The organism is Streptomyces sp. NPDC051907 (genome assembly GCF_040681075.1).
Taxonomy (GTDB): domain Bacteria; phylum Actinomycetota; class Actinomycetes; order Streptomycetales; family Streptomycetaceae; genus Streptomyces.
In genome coordinates this window covers 80,772-100,326 of the sequence record NZ_JBFAYB010000008.1, presented here as the reverse complement: position 1 = coordinate 100,326, position 19,555 = coordinate 80,772, and the positions used below count along the sequence as shown (strand labels likewise).

The window sequence follows — 19,555 nt, the reverse complement described above, 5'->3', positions numbered from 1 at the left end:
GCACTGCAGGCCTTTCGGCAAGAGGACCGCTGACCGGCGTCAGCGCAGCTCAGCGGTCGCTCCCTGACTGGAATTCTCCGCTTGTACGGAGGGCGGGAGCGACCGCTGAGCGTTCTGTCCGGCTCCGTCAGGCCTCGTTCTCAGGCGCCGGTCCCGTGGGAGTCCGGCGGAGTGCGAAGGCTTCTCGCGCTCGCACCACAGCGGTGGGCGGCGCCTGGAGCATGGGCTTCAGGCGGGACCGGCTGGCCAGGACGGTCGAGACGTCCTTGAGCGGCTTGGTCTCCTTGTGGTGCAGCACCGTCCCATCGTTCTTGATCAGGACGACTTCCCACTCGAACTTCGCCCCGTCGGCGACCTCGTTGTTGTACGGGAACTCGATGGCGAACTTGTCGGGCGGCGCCTGGATGCCGGCGCCGTCGTACAGCACTCCCCCGCTGTAGTCCTTCGGCGGGTTCGGCCTGGTTCCCGGAGGGTTCGGCGCGAAGACCGTCCGCCACTCGAATGAGGCCAGCTCGCCCGGCTCCGCCTTCAACAGGTCGGACAGCACCGCGATCTTCCTGATGTATGTGCCCGGGGTGAAGACGTGCATCACCCCCGAGGGACCGTTCGCCCTCTCCGTCAGCGTCGAGAAGTCCTCCCAGTCGAGTCGTTCGTAGTCCACGCCGAACTGGATCTCGGTCTTGGGCGGCTGAGGCTCGCGCGGGTCCCACTGCACAACACCCTGCAGCAGCAGGCCGTTCGCTCCTGTCCCCTCCGCGGAGGTGCCGTGGAAGGAGCCGTCGAGTTTTCGGTACCCGTACTGCATCAGATACTTCTGGACGTGAATCGGGTCCTTTCCGAGATTGAGGGTGACCGGTATGACGTTGTCCCCCGTGATGTCCACTCCGTACTGGCTCCGGTCCAGATTCCTGAGCTGAGCGAAGGAGAAGGAGAAACTGAAGGTCTGGGTGCGCATGTCATTCTGTTTGAACTCACCCGACAGGTTCAGCTTTTCCACCTCGTGGAAGTCCTTCAGCCTGACGGAGACTCCGCCGAAAAAGCCCTCCGGAGCGGGAGCTTCGTGGTCCGGCACGACGTCCGCGACCATCAGGTCCAAGGCTGACTTCGCGAAGGCGTCGAGGATGGTCTTCTGCAATTGCGCGATCCGACTGTCGTCGAAACCCTCAGGGCGCGCCAGCCATTCAATGGTCACGGCTCCGCTGCCGATCAGTTCGCTCCGGACCAGATCCAGATCCGCTTGCGCTCCCACCAGCCCGAAGTAGCTGGCTCGGGCCTTGGCGTTGACGCTGAAGTAGTCGTACACCTTCTGGGTCTCGGCGGTGATCTTGTAGTGGGCTTTGGGATAGAGGAAGTCGCAGTCGTAGTCGAATCGCACGGTGACGGGGAAGCCTGCCGGTGTGCCCAGAATTCCCCATGCCGTGTCAGCGCCGTCCGCCGTCAGCGGAAGTGTGATCGGCAGGCTCGTCTGCACGCCGATCGGGACGTCGCGATAGGCGCCTGGGTTCTCGACCAGCCCTTCGAGACCTGCGATCGTCATCCTCCCGTTGCGCAGGCCGAGAGGCCTCAAGGTGAGGCGCTCGACACCAGGTGGGACGAAGGGGCTGTTGCGTTTGATGGCCTCGGTCCAGGCCCTCTCGTCGTCCACGGTTCCGATGACCGGCGCGAGGTTGATCTGGGTGGCGAGCATTCCGCCCTTCGTCTCCAGACCGCCCGCGCCCCTCTTCCTGTTGCGGACCAGTACGAGCCGGTACTTGTCGCCGTCCATGGCTATGCGGCCTGCCCGGGTGGCGTAGAACCACGTCTGCGGCAGTGTGGACTTGAAGAAGGCGAGAATGCCGTCGTCGGAGAAGACGGTCGGTGCGGCGGCATCGGCGAATACATCGTCGGACATGCGTTCTCCTTCTCGGTGGCACGTCAACGCGACGGAATCGCGGCGAGAGACTCCGGGTCTTCTCACACCGTGGACTACCCGAATGGCACGGTCGATCTCTTCGTGTGCGATCTCCCCGCACACTCAAGGGAGATGCCATTCGCACCGCCGCTGGGAAATAGGTAGGCCCGAGCATGCTGACCCACTTCATCCCCGTCAAGAGCCTCCGGAGAATCACATCTCGTCTAGCACTTCGGTCGTAGTCGATCGTCCTGATCCCACGCTGCGGTACAGCGTGTCCGCTGTGACTGCTGGGAATTTCCGCCCGTTGCGCAGAATCGTTTTCGTGAGAGCTGGGAGCCAATCCTGGACGGGGTACGGCCAGAGGACCGTGCGGACGGCACGATTGCTGTGGCAGCGGGTGACCTCGGCCGGCGAATTATTCTCCCTACGCCGCTCCACGTAGGCGCGCGTCATGCACACCTGCCAACGCGGCTGCACGCTGGGCGCGTTGGCGTGGGGGCCGAGCCCACGCCCCTGTCACCATCTGGCCAGGCACCTTGGTGAGGGGTCTGTCCCGTTGTGACCGGGTCGGGGCTCAAGCAGGGTTGGTCTCTCCAACGACGAAACAGGTGTGCGGCTCGCCAGGGGAGGCAGCTGCCGCCGTCACGAGGGGTTCTCCATGCTCAAGCGTTTTCTTCCGGCCGTCTGTGTCACGGTGTTCGCGCTGTTCCTCCAGCCGGCCGCGACGACGGTGGTCGCCGGATCGCCGATCACGACCCAGTGCAGACCGGGCGGGGGCGACGACGCCGTCGCCGTCCCGTCCGAACCGGTCGTCGTGACCGGTGACACGCCCGACCGGGGGCTCGGTCCGTGCGACACCTCGTGGGGTGGCTGATCTGCATGCGTCGCGGGGCTCTTGCGTGAGGCGCCTCCCTCTCGGGTGAGGCGCCTCATGGCGTGCCGGGCGGATCCGCCGACGGGACGAGGTGGGTGACGACGAACCGTGTGCCCAGGGCGAGTTCGGCGTGCCAGGTCCAGTGGGACGGAACGTAGAGAACCTCGCCCGGCCTGATGCGCCACCGCAAGGGCTCGGCGGCGTCGGACGCGGACCCGTCACGCAGCTGCCAGTTCACCGCGCCCGCCGTGTGGTGGATCAGGCGATGTCCCGACCCGGACCCCGGAACGCTGTCCGACCGCAGGCCCGGCCGGGTCCGTACGGCCAGGCCCGTCAGACGGCCGAGGCCGTCGGCCAGGCCGGCGAGACCGGCGGGTCCGGGCCGCGCGCCGAAGGCCGGGTGATCGTGCTCGGGCCACAGGATGCCTGGTGTCCGGTCCAGGTGGACGGAGAGGAACAGGGCCAGTTCCTGGAGGTGGAGCGAGGCGGCGCGGTCGTCCGTCGTGGGCTCCTCGTACCGGGTGTCCATGCGCCCCCCATTCCGTGGCCGTCTCGATCGCCGGGCTACCCCGCGAGCGGGATGCGGGAGAGGTCCCGGCGCCGACCGGCGTGGTTCCCGTCAGGGCAAGTGTCCCGCCCTCCCCCGCCCTCGGGCCAGTCCCGAGAACATGCCTCCGCGCTCTCGGGACGGGCCCTTGCCTCGGGCAGCCGGCCCTCAGGAGACGGCAGTGGGCTCCTCGGCGAGCAGCCCCCGGGCATGCGCCTGGACGCCTGCCTGGAAGCGGCTCGTGGCGCCCAACTGCTCCATGATGTCCGCGATGTGGCGGCGGGCCGTGCGCAGGGACATGCCCAGCCGACGGGCGATCGCCTCGTCCTTCAGACCGGCCGCCAGCAGCCGGACGATCGTCTCGTGGATCTCCCGGGAGACCTTCTCCAGCCCCTCGGTGCAGGCGTTGGCGAAGGGAGTGGCCCGGTCCCAGGTCTGCTCGAAGAGCTCGCACAGATAGCCGACGGTGGACGGTTCGCGGATGGCGACAGCCCCCCAGCTGCCGTCCTGGACCGGGATGAAGGCCAGCTCCCGGTCGAAGACGATGAGCCGGCCGAACAGCTCGTGCGCGGTGCGGTACTGCCCGCCCAGGGCGGCGGCGGCAGCCACGTACGCCTGGCTGGGACCGTTGAACCGGGCCGTGTGATGGTAGAGGGTACGGAGCTCGATGCCGCGTTCCAGCATCGCCTGATCCCGGGTCAGGGCCTCCTGCATCGCTTCGGGCACGCGGGCGCCTCCGCCGGGCTGGGAGCTGAGCACTTCCTTGTGACAGCCGTCCGAGGCCCGGTTGAGCGCGGTGCGCACATCATGGACGTTCTCGAGAACCTCCAGGGTCTGCGCGGTCGATCTTCGTCGGTGGTAGTACGGAATGAACCGGTCGAGTTCCTTCCGTATCCCGGCGAGGCTCTGCTGCTGCTCCCGTATCAAGGTCTCCACTGGGGCGGCGAGGCGGGCCGCCGCGGTCTCGGGCGCCATCGCGAACAACTCGGAGCGGTCCTCGGGGCTCGCATGCACCAGATGGGCCCGCACCAGGCGTTCCACGCTGAGCTCGGCGTCCTCCTCGCTGATCCCGACGGCTGAGGCGATGGCCTCGGCGCAGGCCGTGCGGTGTTCGAGCACCCAGCCGTAGACCGCCATGTCGGCTTCTCTCAGGCCGCGTACGGCATCGAAAGCCTCCTCGTGTCCCGACTCTGCCACGTTTCCCCCCTCTTCGCTTTCCCCAGCTCACTGCCCCCAGTCGCATATATCAGGATAGGCGGCGGACGTCTCTGGTCCACCAACGTCGGCCGCGTTCGGCCAGGTCATGCCTGGCCGGGGCGTTCAGCGGCCGGTGGGAGTCCCCGGTCCCGGCCTCTCTGCTCGCCCCGCGAGGGAAGCGGTCACCAACGCCTCGACGTGCGCCTGAACGGTGTCGACGACCGTCTGCGCGGTGTGCTCGGCCGGGGACAGCAGCAGACCGAGTTCGGTGCAGGCGAGGACGACGCCGTCGGCGCCGTCGGCATGCAGCCGGTCCCGCAGGTCTCTGAACGCCGCTGCCGCCGACTGGCTGACGGTTCCCAGGCAGAGCTCCTCGTAGACGATGCGGTCGATCAGCGCCTGGTCGCCGGGTTCCGGAAGGACTGGTTCGACGCCTCGGGCGGCCAGCTCGCCGGTGAACCGGCCGCCTTGGGCGGTGAATCGGGTGCCCAGGATCGCGGCGCGGGCGATGCCGCGTCGGCGCGTGGCCTCCGCCGTCACCTCCACGATGTCGATCAGCGGCAGACTGCTGGCGGCGCGTACGGCCCCGGCGACGCGGTGCATGGTGTTGCAGGCGATGGCGAGCAGATCCGCGCCTGCCGCCTCCAACCGCCGGGCCCCGAGGGCGAGCACATCGCCCGCCCCTTGCCAGTCCTCGTCCAGCTGCCGCCGTTCGACCTCCGCGTAGTCCTCCGACCAGATCATCACGCGGGCGGAGTGCGATCCGCCGAGCGAACGGCCGACGCCTTCGTTGACGGCCCGGTAGTAGGCGATCGTGGACGGCCAGCTCATGCCGCCCAACAGGCCGATGACCGCGGGAACATGCGGGACGTCGGGACGGGTCACGCTGCCGCCTCCTTGAGCCTGGCGAACGCCTCGGGTTCGATCGAGGAGAAGCAACGGTCGTCCCCGCACGGCATGGCGTGCCGCCGCAACTGGTCGCGCAGGTCCTCGACGACGGGCGAGGTGTGACCGGAGAGCCGCCCCGAGCGCAGCTCGAACAGGGCGACCGGCCCGTCGGGCCGGGGCGTGGCGGGGTCGTCGGCGAGCGTGACGATCGCGAGCGCCTCGCCCGCCGGCGGGGCGGTGGGCCGGGGGGCGCCCGGGGCGAGGAGTACGACGTGGGTGCGGTGTGAGCCGTCCGGCAGACTGACGGTGAGCCGCGCCAGGCAGCCCGGCGCGTCCTGCCCCTCGTGCCACTCCACCAGGCAGCCCTTCCAGTCGAGCTCGGTCTGCCAGGCGCGCAGCGCGTCACGGACCGCGTCATGGGCCAGGTCGTCGGGGACCGGCCTCAGATCGAGGGGCTTCTTGGCCCGGGCGGGGACGCCGCCGGCCAGCACGCCGGCGGGTATCGGGGCCGTGACGACGGAGCCCGCGGCCACCACGGTGTCGTCGCCGACGTGGGCGCCGGGCAGCACGGTCACGTGGTAGCCGAGCCACACGTCGCGTCCGATGTGGACGGGGGCGTAAGCGGGTTGGGTCCCGTTGAGAGGGCCGTGCCCGAAGTGGTAGCCGTGGGTCCAGACGGCCAGGTACGAGCCGGTGCCGACGCCGTCGCCCACGGTGATCTCGTGGTTGGCGTTGAGGATGGTGTGCTGGCCGATGGTCACCCGGTCGCCGACGCGGACCCGCGCGGTGGAGGTCGTCGTTCCGCCGTAGCCGACGCGCGCGCCGTCGCCGAAGTAGAACAGCCGCCCGGCCGTGAAGTCACGGCACAGCACTTCCGCGCCGGTCGCGAGGCGGGCGGCGGCGCCGACGACGAACCGCTCGGCGACCAGCACCCGGACGCGGGGGCCGACCTCTGTGCCGCTGCCCAGGTGCAGCGTTCCGGCGCGCAGGTCGCAGCCGGGGCCGATGGCCGTTCCGTCGCCCAGCACCACGTCGTCGCCGACGATGGTGGTCCCGGCGCCGATCCGGACGTCTTCGCCGACGGTCAGCCGTCTGGCGTGGATGCGTACGCCCGGACCTGCCTGGCACGAGTCCGGAAGGCTCTCCAGGGCGACGCGAGGCAGGCGGGCACCGAGGCCGGGGGTGTCCGAGCGGGGAGTGCCAGTGGCGGGGGTGTCCGGGCCGGGAGTGCCCGGGCCGGAAGCGCCAGTGCCTGGGACGTCGGACGGATCAGGGTGGGGCAGCGCGGGCGATGTGGTGGGGCTCATGGTCATATCCAGCTCTCTGGGAGGTCCAGGAATACGCGTCGGGCGGCGAGGCGGTCGACGTCCGAGTGGGAACCGGCGAGTCCTGCCCGCGCGGCGGCCACCGTCGTCTCGGGGGGCCGTACGAGGTCGCGCAGATAGGGCAGGCCGGCGGTGAAATCGCGGGCGAACGTGTCGTCGGGCCAGCGCGGCCGCCCGCTGCCGGCGAGGAGCGGATTGACCGTCAGCGGCCGGCCGGCCACCGGTCTGCTGAGGCGCCCGGGACGTGCCGGTGGCCCGGCGGTGCGGCAGGCGAAGGCGCGCCGCCGCAGGCGCAGATAGGGGATGCCCTCCAGGCAGGGCCACAGCTCCTCGCCGTCGGTGAGGACGTACGGCTCCGCCCAGTGCAGCGGCCCTCCGGTCACCGGACTGCGCAGCAGAACGCGGAACGGCTCTGCCAACTGCGGCGCGGGGCGGCGGCTCATACGGTCACCTCCAGAAGCGCGAAGGGCAGCAGCACACCACTGCCGTTGGTCAGCACGGGTGCGCCGTCCAAGGTGGCGCGCCGGGTGCTGAGCGGGTCGGACGGTGTGTCCGCGGCGCCCGGCGGCGGCTGGTAGTCGTGGAACCGGTGGTGCAGGCCGCGTCGGGTGAGGTACGCCGAGACCGCGGCCCGGGAGTGGACGTTCCAGCCGGGTATCCACTCGCCGTCGCCGGCGGGGGCGTCGGCCTGCCGCAGGCGCACCAGCACATCGACGGGGTGGGGGTTGAACGCGCCGAACAGCAGCGCGCGCCCGCCTGGCTCGACCAGGCCGAGGACATGGTCGAGCCAGGGGTGGAGCGTGTCGAAGTGGCTGTGGAGCGTGAGCAGGGTGACAGCGCTGTGCCGTCGTGTGGGCAGGGTCTCCGCCCGGCCGATGTCGGCCACGGCGAACGAGGCCTCCCTCACGTGTCGCGCCGCGTGGGCCACGAGTACCGGCAGGGCGTCCAGGCCGGTGAGTGCGGTGTGCGGGTGGCGGGCGGCGAGGTAGTGGAGGAACGCGCCGTTGGCGCATCCGACGTCCAGGACGGAGGAGCCCGGCCGCTCCAGGAGGTCGCGCATATGGTGCTCGACGAAGGGGAAGTACGGCCGGTGGTGGTCGGCCGGGGCGCGGTCCAGATAGCGCAGGTCCAGGCTCCGGGTGCCGCTGCCCGCCGCGAGCGGCGGGCTGACAGGGGCATGGGCCGCGGGAGGGACGCGGTCGTTCATACGGCCCTGCCCTGAGGTACGGGCACGTGCGCGTGGCCGGGGAGGGGCCGTCCGGCCAGGAGCGCGGAGCCCACGCGCAGATGGGTGGCGCCGGCCGCGACGGCTGCCTCCAGATCGCCGCTCATACCGGCCGACATGGCGGTGGCCTGCGGATGGTCCGCTCTCAGCCGCGCGGAGAGGCCGGCCAGCCGGGCGAAGGCCCGCTCGGCCGGCAGATCCAGCGGCGCCACGGCCATGACGCCGCCCAGGTGCAGTCCGGGCGCCTCGGCCACGGCGCCGGCGAGGGACAGGAGGCCGTCGGCCGGTACGCCGCCGCGGCGCGGGTCCGCGTCGAGGCTGACCTGGATCAGGCAGGAGACGGTCCGTTCGGCGGCCACCGCCGCGCGGGAGAGCGCGGTCACCAGCGCGGCGCGGTCCACGGAGTGCACGAGATCGGCGTAACGGGCCACCGACGCTGCCTTGTTGCGTTGGAGCGTGCCGACGAAGTGCCAGTGCGGCGGCTCGGGGAGGTCGGCCAGTGCCGCGGCCTTGGCGGACGCTTCACGGTCCTGGTTCTCTCCTATGTGGCGGACGCCGAGGCCGCTCAGCAGGCGCACGTCGGAGGCGGGCCAGGTCTTGGTGACGGCCACCAGGGTGATGGTTCGCGGATCACGGGCACAGCCGGCCGCGGCGTCCTCGATGCGGGATGTGACGGCCCGCAGATTGGCGGCCAGTTCGGCTCGCCGGTCGGTGTGCCGGGGCCCGGTGGAGTGGTCGGTGTGCCGGGGCCCGGTGGAGTGGTCGGTCGTTGTGGTCACGAGATCTCTCCCGTACGGAGGGTGGATGCCGGGCGGCCGTCCCGCAGGGCGGCGAGCCGGGCGACCGCCTCGTCGAGCACGGCCTGCCCTTTGCAGAAGGTGAAGCGGACATAGGGGCGGCCCGCGTCCGGGTCGGCGTAGAAGCCCTGGTTGGGGATGGCCGCCACACCGCAACGGGCCGGCAGGGAGCGGCAGAACGCCAGGCCGTCGGTTTCGCCGAGGGGGCGGATGTCGGCCGTCACGAAGTACGTGCCCCGGGGGACGTGGACGGCCATCCCCGCCTCGGTCAGTCCCGCGACGAGCAGATCACGGCGGCGCCGGAGCGAGTCGCGCTGGGCGGTGACATGGGCGGCCGGCAGCCTCAGGGCGTCGGCCACGGCATGCTGGAAGGGGGTTCCGGAGCTGAACGAGAGGTACTGCTTGACCGCGGTGACCGCCTCGACCAGGTCCTGCGGTCCCGTGGCCCAGCCGACCTTCCAACCGGTGAAGGAGAAGGTCTTGCCCGCGGAACCGACGGTCAGGGTCCGCTGCGCCATCCCCGGCAGCGTGGCGATGGGCTGGTGCGGCGGCCCTTCGTAGACCAGGTGCTCGTAGACCTCGTCGGCGATGACCAGCAGATCGTGGGCGCGGGCCGTCTCGGCGATCTGCCGCAGGCAGTCGGGGGTCAGCACGGTCCCGGTCGGATTGTGGGGGGTGTTGAGGAGCAGAGCCTTCGTGCGGGGTGTCACGGCGGCGCGCAGCGCGGCCGCGTCGAGGCCGAACGCGGGCGGGGTGAGCCGGACGGGTACGAGGGTGGCTCCGGCCAGCTCGACGCAGGCGGCGTACGCGTCGTAGTACGGCTCGAGGACGACGACCTCGTCTCCTGGTCCGGTCAGTGCCAGCAGCGCCGCGGCGAGCGCCTCCGAAGCGCCGGTGGTGACCACGACCTCGGTCTCGGGGTCGAGGTCGATTCCGTACCAGGTGCGCTGATGCGCGGCGATCGCGGCGCGCAGCTCGAAGAGCCCGGGCACCGGCGGGTACTGGTGGTGTCCGGCCCGCAGGGCCGCGACGGCGGACTCGACCACGGACGCCGGTCCCGGTGTGTCCGGGAATCCCTGTCCGAGGTTGATCGCGCCGTGCCGTACGGCGAGTTCCGACATCTCCGTGAAGACGGTGGGGCCGGTGTCGGCGAGCCGGACCCGGGCCCGGCCGCCGGCCGTCACGGGCGCTCTCCCGCAGCGGCGGCGGTGACGGCGAGCATCCTGGCTCCCGTTGCCGCGCGGCTTTCCGGCGTCTGCGCCTGGACGAGGTGGAAGGCCGCGTCGGCCGTCAACCGGGCCGGGAGGGAGCCGGACGCCGCTGCCGCGCCGCCGACGGCCGCGACGCACGCGGTGGCCGCCCGGCAGGCCACCTCCAGCGTCGCGGCCCGGACGGTCAGGCGCTGCGCCGACTCCTCGTGCGGGGGCACCTCGTCCATCAGCCGGTAGGCGGTGGTGCGCAGGGCCGCGGCCTCCTCGGTCAGCCGCATGCCCAGTTCGCGGTATTCGGGGCTGCGTTCGGCGTCGGTCAGGCACCGCGTGGCGGCGGCGATCGTCCCGAAGACGCCCGGGTTGACGTTGGGGCGGCGCATCGCGTCGGAGCGCTGCCATTCGGGCAGCGGGTGCAGGGCGATCAGACGGTCCGGCGGCACGAGGACGCCGTGCAGGGCGGCCGACACGGTCCGGGTCGCCGCCATGCTCCACAGCCGGTGTTCGCGCACCTCGGTGAGCCCGGCCGACTCGGCGCAGTCCAGCAGGGCGAACAAGACCCGGTCGTCGGCGGTGACCGCGCCCACGAGGACGACGTCGGCCAGGCCCCACCCGGTCAGCCAGGCCAGCCGGCCGTGCAGACGCCAACCGCCCCTGTCGCGGACCGCGGTGACGGCGGGTGGTCCGGGCCGCCGCAGGTGCGAGGTGGCGACCGCCGCCAGCACCCGCCCCTGCGCCATGGGGCCGAGCCAGCGGTCCCGCGTCCCGGGGTCGGCGCAGGCCGCCACCTCCCGCAAGGGGTGGTGGTGCTGCGCGTACACACACCAGGTGGCGCCGTCGGCCGCGGCGATCGTCTCGGAGACCTCGCGCTGCACCTGCGCGGCAGTCGGCAGGCCGGTGGGCCGGTACACCGCGGTGCCCAGGGCGCCTGCCGCGCCCAGGGCGTCCAGGTGCGAGCGCGGCACCTGGGTCACGGCGGTGGCGGCGGCGGCCGGTGCCAGCAGGGTGTCGGCCACGGCGCGGGTGCGGACGGCGACCGGATCGGCGGACGGGGCGGCGAGGAGCCGGCGGGCCGCGGGCCGTGCGGCGCCCGGCCCTGCGGATGTCACGGAGGAGAGGGCGTTCATCGGGGGTCTGCCGCCTCGTTCGTGGGGACGGTCAGCCAGGAGGCACCGCCCGCCCTGCGGTACACGATGTGATCCGCCCATTCCCGGTCCGCCCAGACTCCGTGGTTGTCGAGCACGAGCAGGGGGCGCTCGCGCGGCTCGGCCAGCAGACCGAGGTAGGGCTCCGAGCGGAACTCCGGGTGGTCGGGCACGACCAGGACGGTGGTGGCCTCCCCGAAGGCCTGCGCCAGGTCGGTGGCAGCCGTGCCCGGGCCGAGCAGACGGTCGATCTCCTGCGGGCTGTACAGGGGGTCGTGCACGGTGACGGGGGCGCCCAGCCTGCGCAGCTCCTCGGTGATCTCGACGGTGGGGCTGAGGGTGGCCACCTTGATCCCGCCCTTGTATGCGAGCCCGAGCACCAGGACGCGTCCCCGGGCCGCGACCGCCTGGGCGACCAGGCCGCGCATCTGCGTGTCGGTCTCGACGGCCTCGGTGAGCAGGGTCAGCTGCCCGGCGTCGGCGGCGCCCTTCAGCAGGTACCGGCTCGACAGCGGGATGCAGTAGCCGCCGGTTCCGAAGCTGGGGTGGAAGGTGCCGATGTTCCACTTGGTGCCGGCGAGGCGGAGCACCTCCACCATGTCGACGTCCGGGTAGGCGAGGCTGAGCTGGTTGGCGAGGGTGATCTCCACATGCCGGTAGGCGTTCTCGACGCATTTGACGAGTTCGCCCTCGACGTGGCTGGGCGCCCGGTGCAGGGTGTCGCACATCAGTCCCAGCACGTCGCGGGCGGCGTCCGCGGAGCGCGCGCCGATTCCGCCGTAGACCCGGTCGAGGTCCCGCAGCCCGTATCCCTCGGCGAGGAACCAGTCGCGGCGCGGCGCGAGGGCGAGCAGCAGATCGGCGTCGGGTACCAGTCCGGCGGCGGCGATCACGGGCAGCAGCAGGTTCTCGACCGTGCCGGGTGTCAGCGTCGACTCGACGACCACCAGCGGCGGTCTGCCGGACTGCCGGGCCGCGGCCGCTCCGGCGATGGCTGCGAAGACCTCCACCAGGATCTCGGTGTACGGCTCCGCCTCGCGTTCGGTCGGGACGGCTATGAAGTGCACGCCGATGTCGTCGCCCAGGGCACGGGCCTGCTCGGACGTCACCTGGATCGCGGGGCCGTTCGACGCCGGCGCGGCGCCGTGACGCTCCCTGGCGCGTGCGGGGTCGACGTCGTACCCCACGACGGACACGCCCTCGGCGCGGAGCGCCTCGGCGGTGGACCATCCGATGTGGCCCAGCCCCCAGACGCAGGCCGAGCTGCGCAGGGCCAGCAGGTCGTCGCGGTGCGTCGGTTCGGGTACGTCGACGGGGGTGGCGGGCAGGGCGTCGGGGCGGGGCCGGGCCAGCGGCTCCTCGGTGGTCAGCGATGTCACAGGGGGACTCCTTGGGTGAAGGGCCGGATGCTCACAGGAGCGGACGGCCGAGGGTGAGGCGGTGGCGGACCAGGCGCAGCCCTTCCGCTGCGGCCAGCCCCACGGCGGCTCCCCGGGCCCGGTCGAGGAGTTCGACCGCGTCGGGATCCAGTGCGCGATAGCCCTGCCCGGGGTAGGCGTAGCAGGCCAGCGCCCGGAGCTTGCGGGGGAGGTGGTCGACGGTGGGGATGTAGAGGCCGGGGGCGAACTCCGCGTGGCGCACGGTCCGGTGCTCGTTCGGTCCGAACTGCAGCAGCGCGGCGTGCGGCCAGCGGCGTGACGAGGCGACGACCGCGCGTGCGACGCGGACGTGGTCGCCGTGCGAGTCGCCGTCCCAGTGGCTGATGACGGTGTCGGGACCGATCTGTGCCACCAGGTCGTCCAGCAGCCCGACCGCCCGGTACTCGGGGATGTCCTCGACCTGGTCGTACTGTCCGTCTCCGAGCCAGTGGAGCCGGTGGCCGAGGACGCGGGAGGCGGCCTCGGCGGCCGCGATCCGCCGGGCCCGCCGGTCCGGGTCGTGTGCGGCGGCCGTCTCAGAGACGGTGAACAGGGCGACGGTCACTTCGGCGCCGCGGTCGGCGAGCTGGGCGATGGCGCCGCCGAGGGCGAGTTCGGCGTCGTCCGGGTGAGCCGCGACGATCAGCACACGGGTCACGTGGAGCCCTTGCGTCCGGTGGCCAGCGCGGCGTCGAAGCCCTCCAGGAACGCGGTGAACTCCGCCGCGGCGGATCCGCCCGCCCGTTGCAGGGCGTCGGCCAGCCCCGGGCACCGGTTGGCGAAGACCGGGGCGCGCACCCCGGTGAGCACGGCGTCCCTGACCGGGACCTTGATCCAGGTGGACTGGTACATGTTCGCCCCGTCCAGCCGGGCGCCGCTGAGGTCCGACTGGCTGAACCGGCTGTAGGCGCAGTTGGCGCCCCTGAGATCGGCCCCCCGCAGATCCGCGGCGATGTACGCCTGCACCAGGGTGGCCCCTTCGAGGACGGCGTCGCGCAGGCTCATGGCGCGGGGCGGGTCACCGGTGATCATGGCGCGGTAGAGGTTCGCGTGGCGCAGGTTCGCGCGGGTCAGGCTGACGTCGCGGGCCGTCAGACAGCGTCCGGTGAATCCGCCGAGGTCCGCGTCGGACAGATCGCTCTCCACCAGGTGCAGGTTCTCGCCGTGGCCGCCGCGCAGCACGGCGCCGCGCAGGCTGCTGGAGCTGATGGACCCACCGGTGAGGTGTGCCTCGTCCAGCAGCGCGCCCGGCAGGTGGCAGCGGCTGAGGCGCGCGCCGGTGAGGTCGGCGCGGGTCAGGTCGGCGCCGGTCAGCACGGTGTCGGTGAGGTCGGCGTCGCGCGCGGCCAGCCCCGCGGCGTGCACCTGGTCGGCTCGTACCTCCGACAGGCGCAGTCCGGGCAGGGCGGCGTCGGTGAGGATCAGGCCGTCGGCGGCGGTGAGGCGCTGCAGGACCAGTCCCTGTCCGCCGGCGTTCCGCAGCGATGTCCCGCACAGGGCGGACTTGGTGACGGTGAGCTGGTCGACCAGCGCGCCGTCGAGCAGGGCGTTGTCCAGCAGGCACTCGTTGATCAGCCCGCCCTGGAGGTTGGCGGCGCGGGCGGACGCGTCGGACAGGTCGCACTGGTAGAAGAAGGAGCCGGCCAGGTGGGCTCCGTCCAGGTGGGCGCCGCGCATGCTGCACCCGTGGAACAGGGTGCCGGTGGCGTCCCGCAGTCCGGTGAGGTCCGCGCCGTCGAAGGTGCAGGTCTGCGCGGCGAGCGCGTGCACATAGGCGGAGCGCAGGCTGGCGCCCTGGAGGTTGGTGCGTTCCATGCCGGGGCAGACCATGGTGACTTCGGCGAGGTCGGCCGCCACGAGCTGGGTGCTGTGCAGGACGGCCCGGTTGAGGGTGGCCCGGCGCAGATCGGCGCCGCTCAGGTCGAGACCGGTGAGATCGGCTTCGGTGAGGTCCAGGCCGCGCCCCGTGGTGTCGATCAGGTGCTGGGTGGTCTCGGACAGCTCCTTCAGCAGGTCGCTGCGGTGTGTGCCCTCGCTGTCGGCGAGGCGGGTCACCAGGCTCAGATGGGTGCGGTTGCTCATGCGGTTGCTCCTGCGTCGTGACGGCGGATCAGTTCTCTCAGCCAGTCGGCGGTGCCCGGCGCCGTCTGCGCGCCGGGGGCGATCGGTCCGTGCTCCATGACCAGCGCCGCCGGACGGGTGCGGCGCAGCAGGTCGGGGAGGAGCTCGGCCAGTCCCAGAAAGCCGTCGGACTTCTGCCGGTCGGCGGCGGGCTCGTGTCCGTAGCGGGGGTAGCGCTCGGCCGTGGTGTCGTACACGTGCATGCTGCGGACACGGGTCCCGAAGGCGGACGCGAAGCCGAGCGGCGCCCGGGCGTCCGCGCCGAGCAGATGGGCGTGGCCGAGGTCGAGACAGAGGCCGAGGTCGGGGTGGGCGTCCAGGGCTCGGCGGTACTGCTCCGGCGTGCGCAGCAGCGGATGCGCGGAGAGGTTCTCGATGAGGACGGGTACCCGGTAGCGGCGTGCGAGGGCGGCCGTGGCGGCCAGGAACTCCTGGCCCGCCTCCTCGAACCCCGGCTCGGGGTAGGGCGGGTAGGGGCTGGGGAAGTGGACCACGACATGGAGCGCGTCCAAGTCGGCCGCGCACCGCACGGTGGCCTCGGTCAGCCGCAGCGCGGCCGCCGCCTCCTTCGGGTCGGGGCCGGTGGGGGCGAAGCGGCGCAGCGGTACGTCCAGGTCGTAGGGGACCGGGGTGTGCAGGGCCGGCCGGATGCCGTGGGCCGCGCAGAACCGTGCGATGCGGGGCAGCGCGGCGCTGGGGTATCCGTAGAACTCGATCACGTCGGGCCGGTAGGCGAGCAGTTCCTCGAAGTCGTCGCGGTTGGCCAGGGCGGCGGTGGAGACGCCGAGCAGGGTCACCGGACGGCTCCGGTCGCTGCGGGGAGGCGTCCGGAGTCTGCCGCCGCGGCGAGGCCGGCCGCGGCGTCCCGGTCGGTCTTGCCGGTGCGCCCCAGCGGCAGCTCGGCCACCAGGTGCACGCGCTCGGGCACTTTGTACGCTTCCAGGTGCTCGCGGCCGAAGGCGATCAGCTCGTCCTCGGTGGGGCGGGCGCCGGGGGTGGGCACGAACACCAGGTGGACGCGCTCGCCGAGCATCGGGTCCGGGACGCCGACGGCCACGCAGCCGCCGCAGGCCGGGTGCCGGGCATAGGGGTGCTCCACCTCGAGCGGAGCGATCTTGGCACCGCCCCGGGAGATCAACTGCTTCTCCCTTCCCACCAGTTGGACCAGGCCGTCGGAGGAGCGGACGGTGGCGAGGTCTCCGGTGCGCAGCCAGCCGTCCGCCGTCGCGTCCGCGGTCGCCGACGGGTCGTCCAGATAGCCGGTCATCAGATAGGGGGTCCGCAGGCACAGCTCCCCCACCGCGCCGGGGACGGGCGGCCGCGGCGGGCCGTCCCCGGAGGCGATGCGGAACTCCACACCGGGGCTGGGGCGCCCGATGGTGCCCGCTGCCGCCTCGTACTGGTCGGGAGCGACGATGAAGTCGGAGGTCGACGTCTCGCTGAGTCCGTAGACGTCCGCGATGCCCGAGTCGGGCAGCGCCGCCCGCAGTCGCGCCCCGAGCCCCGCGAGCAGCGGTTCGCCGCCCGTGATCCACAGGGCCGGGGAGCCCGCCTCCCGCAGAGCGGAGCGCAGCGCCGGCCCGTCGCCGGGTGTGCTCAGTTCACGGTTGATCAGTCGCAGCATGCTGGGTACCACCGCGATCCGGTCGACGGGCCGGTCGGCGAGGCGGCGCAGCACGTCTGCCGCCCGGAACCGCGGCAGCAGGTGGAGCGTGCCCCCGGTGGCCAGGGTCAGCAGCGACGTCCACTGTCCGAAGGTGAAATTGAGCTGGAGGACCTGGAGTGCCTGGTCTCCGGCCCGGAACGGCAGTACGTGGGCGATGGCCCGCAGCTTGGCGGTGAGGGCCCGGTGTGAGAGCACGACGCCCTTGGGCCGCCCGGTCGAGCCGGAGGTGAACGCCACCAGGGCCTGGTCGGCGTCGAGTTCGCGCGGTGCGGCGCGTTCCGGCAGGTCGAGGCGTACGATCCGGGCGTCGGGCCTCTCCTCGTCGGAGCGCAGCAGCAGACGGGCGCCGGTGCGCAGGGCGGTCTCCCGCACGACCGACTCCGGCGCGCCGTGGTGGACTGGTACGACGATGCCTCGGGCCTGCCAGAGGGCCAGTTGGGCGGCGAAGTCAGCGCAGCGGTTGCCGACGCAGAGCAGGACGGGCTCAGCGGCCCGGTGGCCGGCCGCCGCCAGGGCGGTGCGCAGCGCGGCTGCGTTCGCCGCCAGCTCGCCGTACGTCAGCGATCGGACGCCGTCGGTGAGCGCGGTCTCCTCTGCGAACCGGGCGCAGGCGTCCGTCAGCAGGGTGTCGAGTCGCTGGTGGTGGTCGGTGTCCACTGCGCTGCTCCTTCCAGAGCCGGAATCAGGGCCGGAATCGGGGGCAGAATCGGGGGCGGGACGCTGACGCCCGGGGCCGCGACGAGGGGCGGCGGGAGGGGGCGGACGATGGGGTGGCACTGGTGGTCGCGGAGTCGTCCGCCGCCGCGGAGGGCGGCGATCAGACGGTCCACCCCGAGTACCAGGCCGCCCAGAGGGGGCAGTCCGTGCTCCAGAGCCGCCAGGAAGTCCTCGTCGAGCTCGGTCGCGGCGAGCCCGCGGTCCCCGCGGGCGACGGCCTGTTCGGTGAAGCGGCGCCGCTGTTCCACCGGGTCCGTCAGCTCGCTGCACCCCTGTCCGACGTCGAGGCCGCCGATCACCAGGCTCCAGGTCTCCACCAGAGCGGGGTCCCGGCGGTGCGGGCGGGCGAGTATCGCGCCCTCGGCCGGGAAGTCGAAGACGAACGTCGGCTCCCTCAGGCCCGGTTCGACCAGCTTGCGGTAGAGCAGCACGGCCAGGGCGCCCGCACCGGATCCGGGTGGGACGTCGATGCCGTGGCGGCGGGCGAGCCCGGCCAGGTCGGCGCGCGGGGTGGAGCTGTCCACATGGGTGCCGAGCGCTGTGGTGAGGAGCGTGTGCAGGCGGTGGCGGGCGAAGGCCGGGCGGCCAGTGTCCCCCGGCTCGGCCAGCGCCGCGGCCACGGCGGCGACCAGTCTCTCGGCGAGCACGGCGGCGTCCCCGTAGTCGCTGTGCACGGCATAGGCCTCGCAGACGGTGAACTCGGGGAAGTGCAGTGCGTCGGCACCCTCGTTGCGGAAGACCCGGCCGATCTCGAAGACCCGGTCCATACCGCCGACCATGAGCCGTTTGAGGTACATCTCGGCCGTGGCGCGCAGATGCAGCGGTACGCCCCAGGCGTTCATGTGCGCGGTGAACGGGCGGGCGGTTCCGCTGGGCAGCGGGTGCAGCAGCGGGGTGTCGGCCTCGGTGAACCCGCCGGCGTACAACCCCTCCCGCAGCGCCCTCAGCACGGCGCCGCGCTGGCGCAGCCGAGCGGTCTCACCGGGGTCGAGCAGCATGCGCTGGTAGTGGCGCCGCGCGGCGGAGGGGCGTACGGCCTCCCCCGGAGCGACGGGCCGGCCCGGCAGGGGGCGCAGGGCCTTGGAGGCCAGCGTGAAGTCCGCCGCCTCGACGGCCAGGGCGCCGCTGCCGGTGGTGAGCGGCTCGCCCTCGATGACCACCAGATCGCCCAGGTCGACCAGATCCCGCCAGCGGGCGCGCGGCGAGCCCGCGGTGCGGTCGCCCGCCAGCAGGATCTGGATCTCCTCGGCCCCGTCGCGCAGGGTGGCGAAGTCGACGTCCCGGTGGTCGCGGCGGCTCATGATCCGTCCGGCCACGGTCACCCTGGCTCCGGTGCGCACACGCGGCGGCAGTCCGCCGTAGCGCTGTCGCAGGCCTGCGACGCGTGCCGTGACGGGCTGGGCCGCCGCGTACGGATCGGGTCCCTCGGCCTGCAGGGCGCTGCGCTTCGCCAGCCGGTCCTGGAGCTGGGCCGGGCGCCGCCGCCGGGCCCGGTCCGCGGCGGCGGCCGCCGACGGGGCCGTGCCGCTCATGCCGCCGGGAAGTCGGTCAGGCCCGCGGACTCCATCTGCGCCTCGCGGCGCAGCGAGTCCTGGGCGAGCGTACGGATCGGGGTGTTGAGGCCCTGTGCCATGAGGGCGCCGCGGTAGCGCTCGCACTCCTCGGCGGTTCCCACGGCGAGGGTGAAGTCCCGGTGGTGGAGCGCCGAGATGATCAGTTCCAGCGCGTGGGAGAAGCCGATCTCCGGCAGTGCCGTCAGCAGTGCTCCGACCAGGTTGTCGAAGGAGAGCTGGTGCGGGGAGGCGGCGATGTAGAGGGCGTGGTCCCGAGGTCCGGCAGGCGTCTCGCCGCGGTAGGGCGCCGGATAGGTCGGACGCCAGAAGCAGGACGAGGGGTCGTCCCAGAGCGGCTGGACCTGCTTGCGCAGCAGATCGATGTCGCGCCAGGCGTCGGGGAGCAGGGTGCCGGGCGGGTAGGCCTGCGGCACCGTCGCGTAGTCGCCGAAGTCGGTTTCCACCAGGGCGGAGCAGGTCGAGCAGCCGCGGCCGAAGACCGAGAGCTGGAGGTCGAACTCGCCTGTGTGGTCCGGGGTGTGCAGGACGTTGGCGAACGGGCCGAGCCGGTAGGCGGCTCGTACCCGGGACTTGACCCGGTCGGCCTGCGTCAGCGCCTCCGGCCCCCGTACCACCAGCATCTCCATCGGGCGCCCGCCGTACCAGAGGTCCAGGGACAGGTGCTCCAGCGGGTGTTCCGTACGGCGGGTGTCGGCCCATGCCTGGACGACCTCTTCCTCGTCCAGCCGCAGTCGATGCCGGCATACGACCGCGAGACCTGCTTCCTGCGCCGCTTCGACGACAGCCTGCTGGAGCTGTCGCTCGACCCCGTCCGGCTTGATCAGGAACAGGGAGTGCTGACCTGCCACGTGCTCTCCTCCATGGGTTACAAGTGCGCCGGAAGGTCGGACTCGGCCGACCGGAAAACGACGACTACCGAATTCGACAATGCCGGGACCGGACCGCCCGCGTATATAACC

At 72.4% G+C, this 19,555-nt stretch carries 18 protein-coding genes; 1 reads left to right on the top strand and 17 read right to left on the bottom strand.

All coding sequences use genetic code 11. The features are described 5' to 3' along the window. Positions 1 to 127: 127 nt before the first annotated feature. On the bottom strand, positions 128 to 1,891 hold the full coding sequence (locus AB0M39_RS07940; protein WP_365361359.1) for a hypothetical protein: 1,764 nt from the start codon (positions 1,889 to 1,891) through the stop codon (positions 128 to 130). Between the two features lie 661 nt (positions 1,892 to 2,552). Here AB0M39_RS07940 and AB0M39_RS07935 point away from each other — a divergent pair. After that, positions 2,553 to 2,768, top strand: coding sequence for a hypothetical protein (locus tag AB0M39_RS07935; RefSeq protein ID WP_365361357.1), 216 nt, complete (start codon positions 2,553 to 2,555; stop codon positions 2,766 to 2,768). A 55-nt stretch (positions 2,769 to 2,823) separates the two neighbouring features. Here the strand turns inward: AB0M39_RS07935 and AB0M39_RS07930 are convergent, their stop codons facing one another. The 16 genes from AB0M39_RS07930 to AB0M39_RS07855 all read right to left on the bottom strand — a co-directional run bounded on the left by AB0M39_RS07930 (position 2,824) and on the right by AB0M39_RS07855 (position 19,444). Further along, positions 2,824 to 3,297 (bottom strand): hypothetical protein, encoded by a 474-nt coding sequence (locus AB0M39_RS07930; protein WP_365361355.1) that lies wholly within the window; start codon positions 3,295 to 3,297, stop codon positions 2,824 to 2,826. A gap of 186 nt (positions 3,298 to 3,483) precedes the next feature. Beyond that, positions 3,484 to 4,512 (bottom strand): helix-turn-helix transcriptional regulator, encoded by a 1,029-nt coding sequence (locus AB0M39_RS07925; protein ID WP_365361353.1) that lies wholly within the window; start codon positions 4,510 to 4,512, stop codon positions 3,484 to 3,486. 123 nt (positions 4,513 to 4,635) lie between these two features. Next, a complete protein-coding gene (locus tag AB0M39_RS07920) occupies positions 4,636 to 5,397 on the bottom strand; it encodes an amino acid racemase (RefSeq protein ID WP_365361351.1) in 762 nt (253 codons plus the stop codon). After that, a complete protein-coding gene (locus AB0M39_RS07915; RefSeq protein WP_365361349.1) occupies positions 5,394 to 6,707 on the bottom strand; it encodes a DapH/DapD/GlmU-related protein in 1,314 nt (437 codons plus the stop codon). The genes AB0M39_RS07920 and AB0M39_RS07915 overlap by 4 nt, the downstream gene beginning before the upstream one ends. Before the next feature lie 2 nt (positions 6,708 to 6,709). Then, on the bottom strand, positions 6,710 to 7,168 hold the full coding sequence (locus AB0M39_RS07910; protein ID WP_365361347.1) for a hypothetical protein: 459 nt from the start codon (positions 7,166 to 7,168) through the stop codon (positions 6,710 to 6,712). Next, positions 7,165 to 7,932, bottom strand: coding sequence for a class I SAM-dependent methyltransferase (locus tag AB0M39_RS07905; RefSeq protein ID WP_365361345.1), 768 nt, complete (start codon positions 7,930 to 7,932; stop codon positions 7,165 to 7,167). The genes AB0M39_RS07910 and AB0M39_RS07905 overlap by 4 nt, the downstream gene beginning before the upstream one ends. After that, positions 7,929 to 8,645, bottom strand: coding sequence for a YggS family pyridoxal phosphate-dependent enzyme (locus AB0M39_RS07900; RefSeq protein WP_365361504.1), 717 nt, complete (start codon positions 8,643 to 8,645; stop codon positions 7,929 to 7,931). Before AB0M39_RS07900 ends, AB0M39_RS07905 begins: the two co-directional genes overlap by 4 nt. Before the next feature lie 80 nt (positions 8,646 to 8,725). Continuing rightward, complete coding sequence (locus tag AB0M39_RS07895; RefSeq protein WP_365361343.1) at positions 8,726 to 9,931, bottom strand: pyridoxal phosphate-dependent aminotransferase; 1,206 nt, start codon at positions 9,929 to 9,931, stop codon at positions 8,726 to 8,728. Beyond that, positions 9,928 to 11,064, bottom strand: coding sequence for an acyl-CoA dehydrogenase family protein (locus AB0M39_RS07890; RefSeq protein ID WP_365361341.1), 1,137 nt, complete (start codon positions 11,062 to 11,064; stop codon positions 9,928 to 9,930). Before AB0M39_RS07890 ends, AB0M39_RS07895 begins: the two co-directional genes overlap by 4 nt. A gap of 14 nt (positions 11,065 to 11,078) precedes the next feature. After that, the gene (locus AB0M39_RS07885) at positions 11,079 to 12,479 is read right to left on the bottom strand and encodes a UDP binding domain-containing protein (RefSeq protein ID WP_365361339.1); all 1,401 of its coding nucleotides are present in this window, start codon (positions 12,477 to 12,479) and stop codon (positions 11,079 to 11,081) included. Positions 12,480 to 12,510: 31 nt separating this feature from the next. Beyond that, positions 12,511 to 13,176 (bottom strand): PIG-L deacetylase family protein, encoded by a 666-nt coding sequence (locus tag AB0M39_RS07880; RefSeq protein ID WP_365361337.1) that lies wholly within the window; start codon positions 13,174 to 13,176, stop codon positions 12,511 to 12,513. Next, the gene (locus AB0M39_RS07875) at positions 13,173 to 14,600 is read right to left on the bottom strand and encodes a pentapeptide repeat-containing protein (RefSeq protein ID WP_365361335.1); all 1,428 of its coding nucleotides are present in this window, start codon (positions 14,598 to 14,600) and stop codon (positions 13,173 to 13,175) included. The genes AB0M39_RS07880 and AB0M39_RS07875 overlap by 4 nt, the downstream gene beginning before the upstream one ends. Then, complete coding sequence (locus AB0M39_RS07870; protein WP_365361333.1) at positions 14,597 to 15,436, bottom strand: TIM barrel protein; 840 nt, start codon at positions 15,434 to 15,436, stop codon at positions 14,597 to 14,599. The genes AB0M39_RS07875 and AB0M39_RS07870 overlap by 4 nt, the downstream gene beginning before the upstream one ends. After that, positions 15,433 to 16,962, bottom strand: a complete 1,530-nt coding sequence (locus AB0M39_RS07865; protein WP_365361331.1) for an AMP-binding protein — start codon at positions 16,960 to 16,962, stop codon at positions 15,433 to 15,435. Before AB0M39_RS07865 ends, AB0M39_RS07870 begins: the two co-directional genes overlap by 4 nt. Continuing rightward, positions 16,923 to 18,554: an amino acid--tRNA ligase-related protein gene (locus tag AB0M39_RS07860; RefSeq protein WP_365361329.1), complete on the bottom strand. Its 1,632-nt coding sequence runs from the start codon at positions 18,552 to 18,554 to the stop codon at positions 16,923 to 16,925. Before AB0M39_RS07860 ends, AB0M39_RS07865 begins: the two co-directional genes overlap by 40 nt. Beyond that, positions 18,551 to 19,444: a nucleoside-diphosphate kinase gene (locus tag AB0M39_RS07855; protein WP_365361327.1), complete on the bottom strand. Its 894-nt coding sequence runs from the start codon at positions 19,442 to 19,444 to the stop codon at positions 18,551 to 18,553. Before AB0M39_RS07855 ends, AB0M39_RS07860 begins: the two co-directional genes overlap by 4 nt. Positions 19,445 to 19,555: the final 111 nt, after the last annotated feature.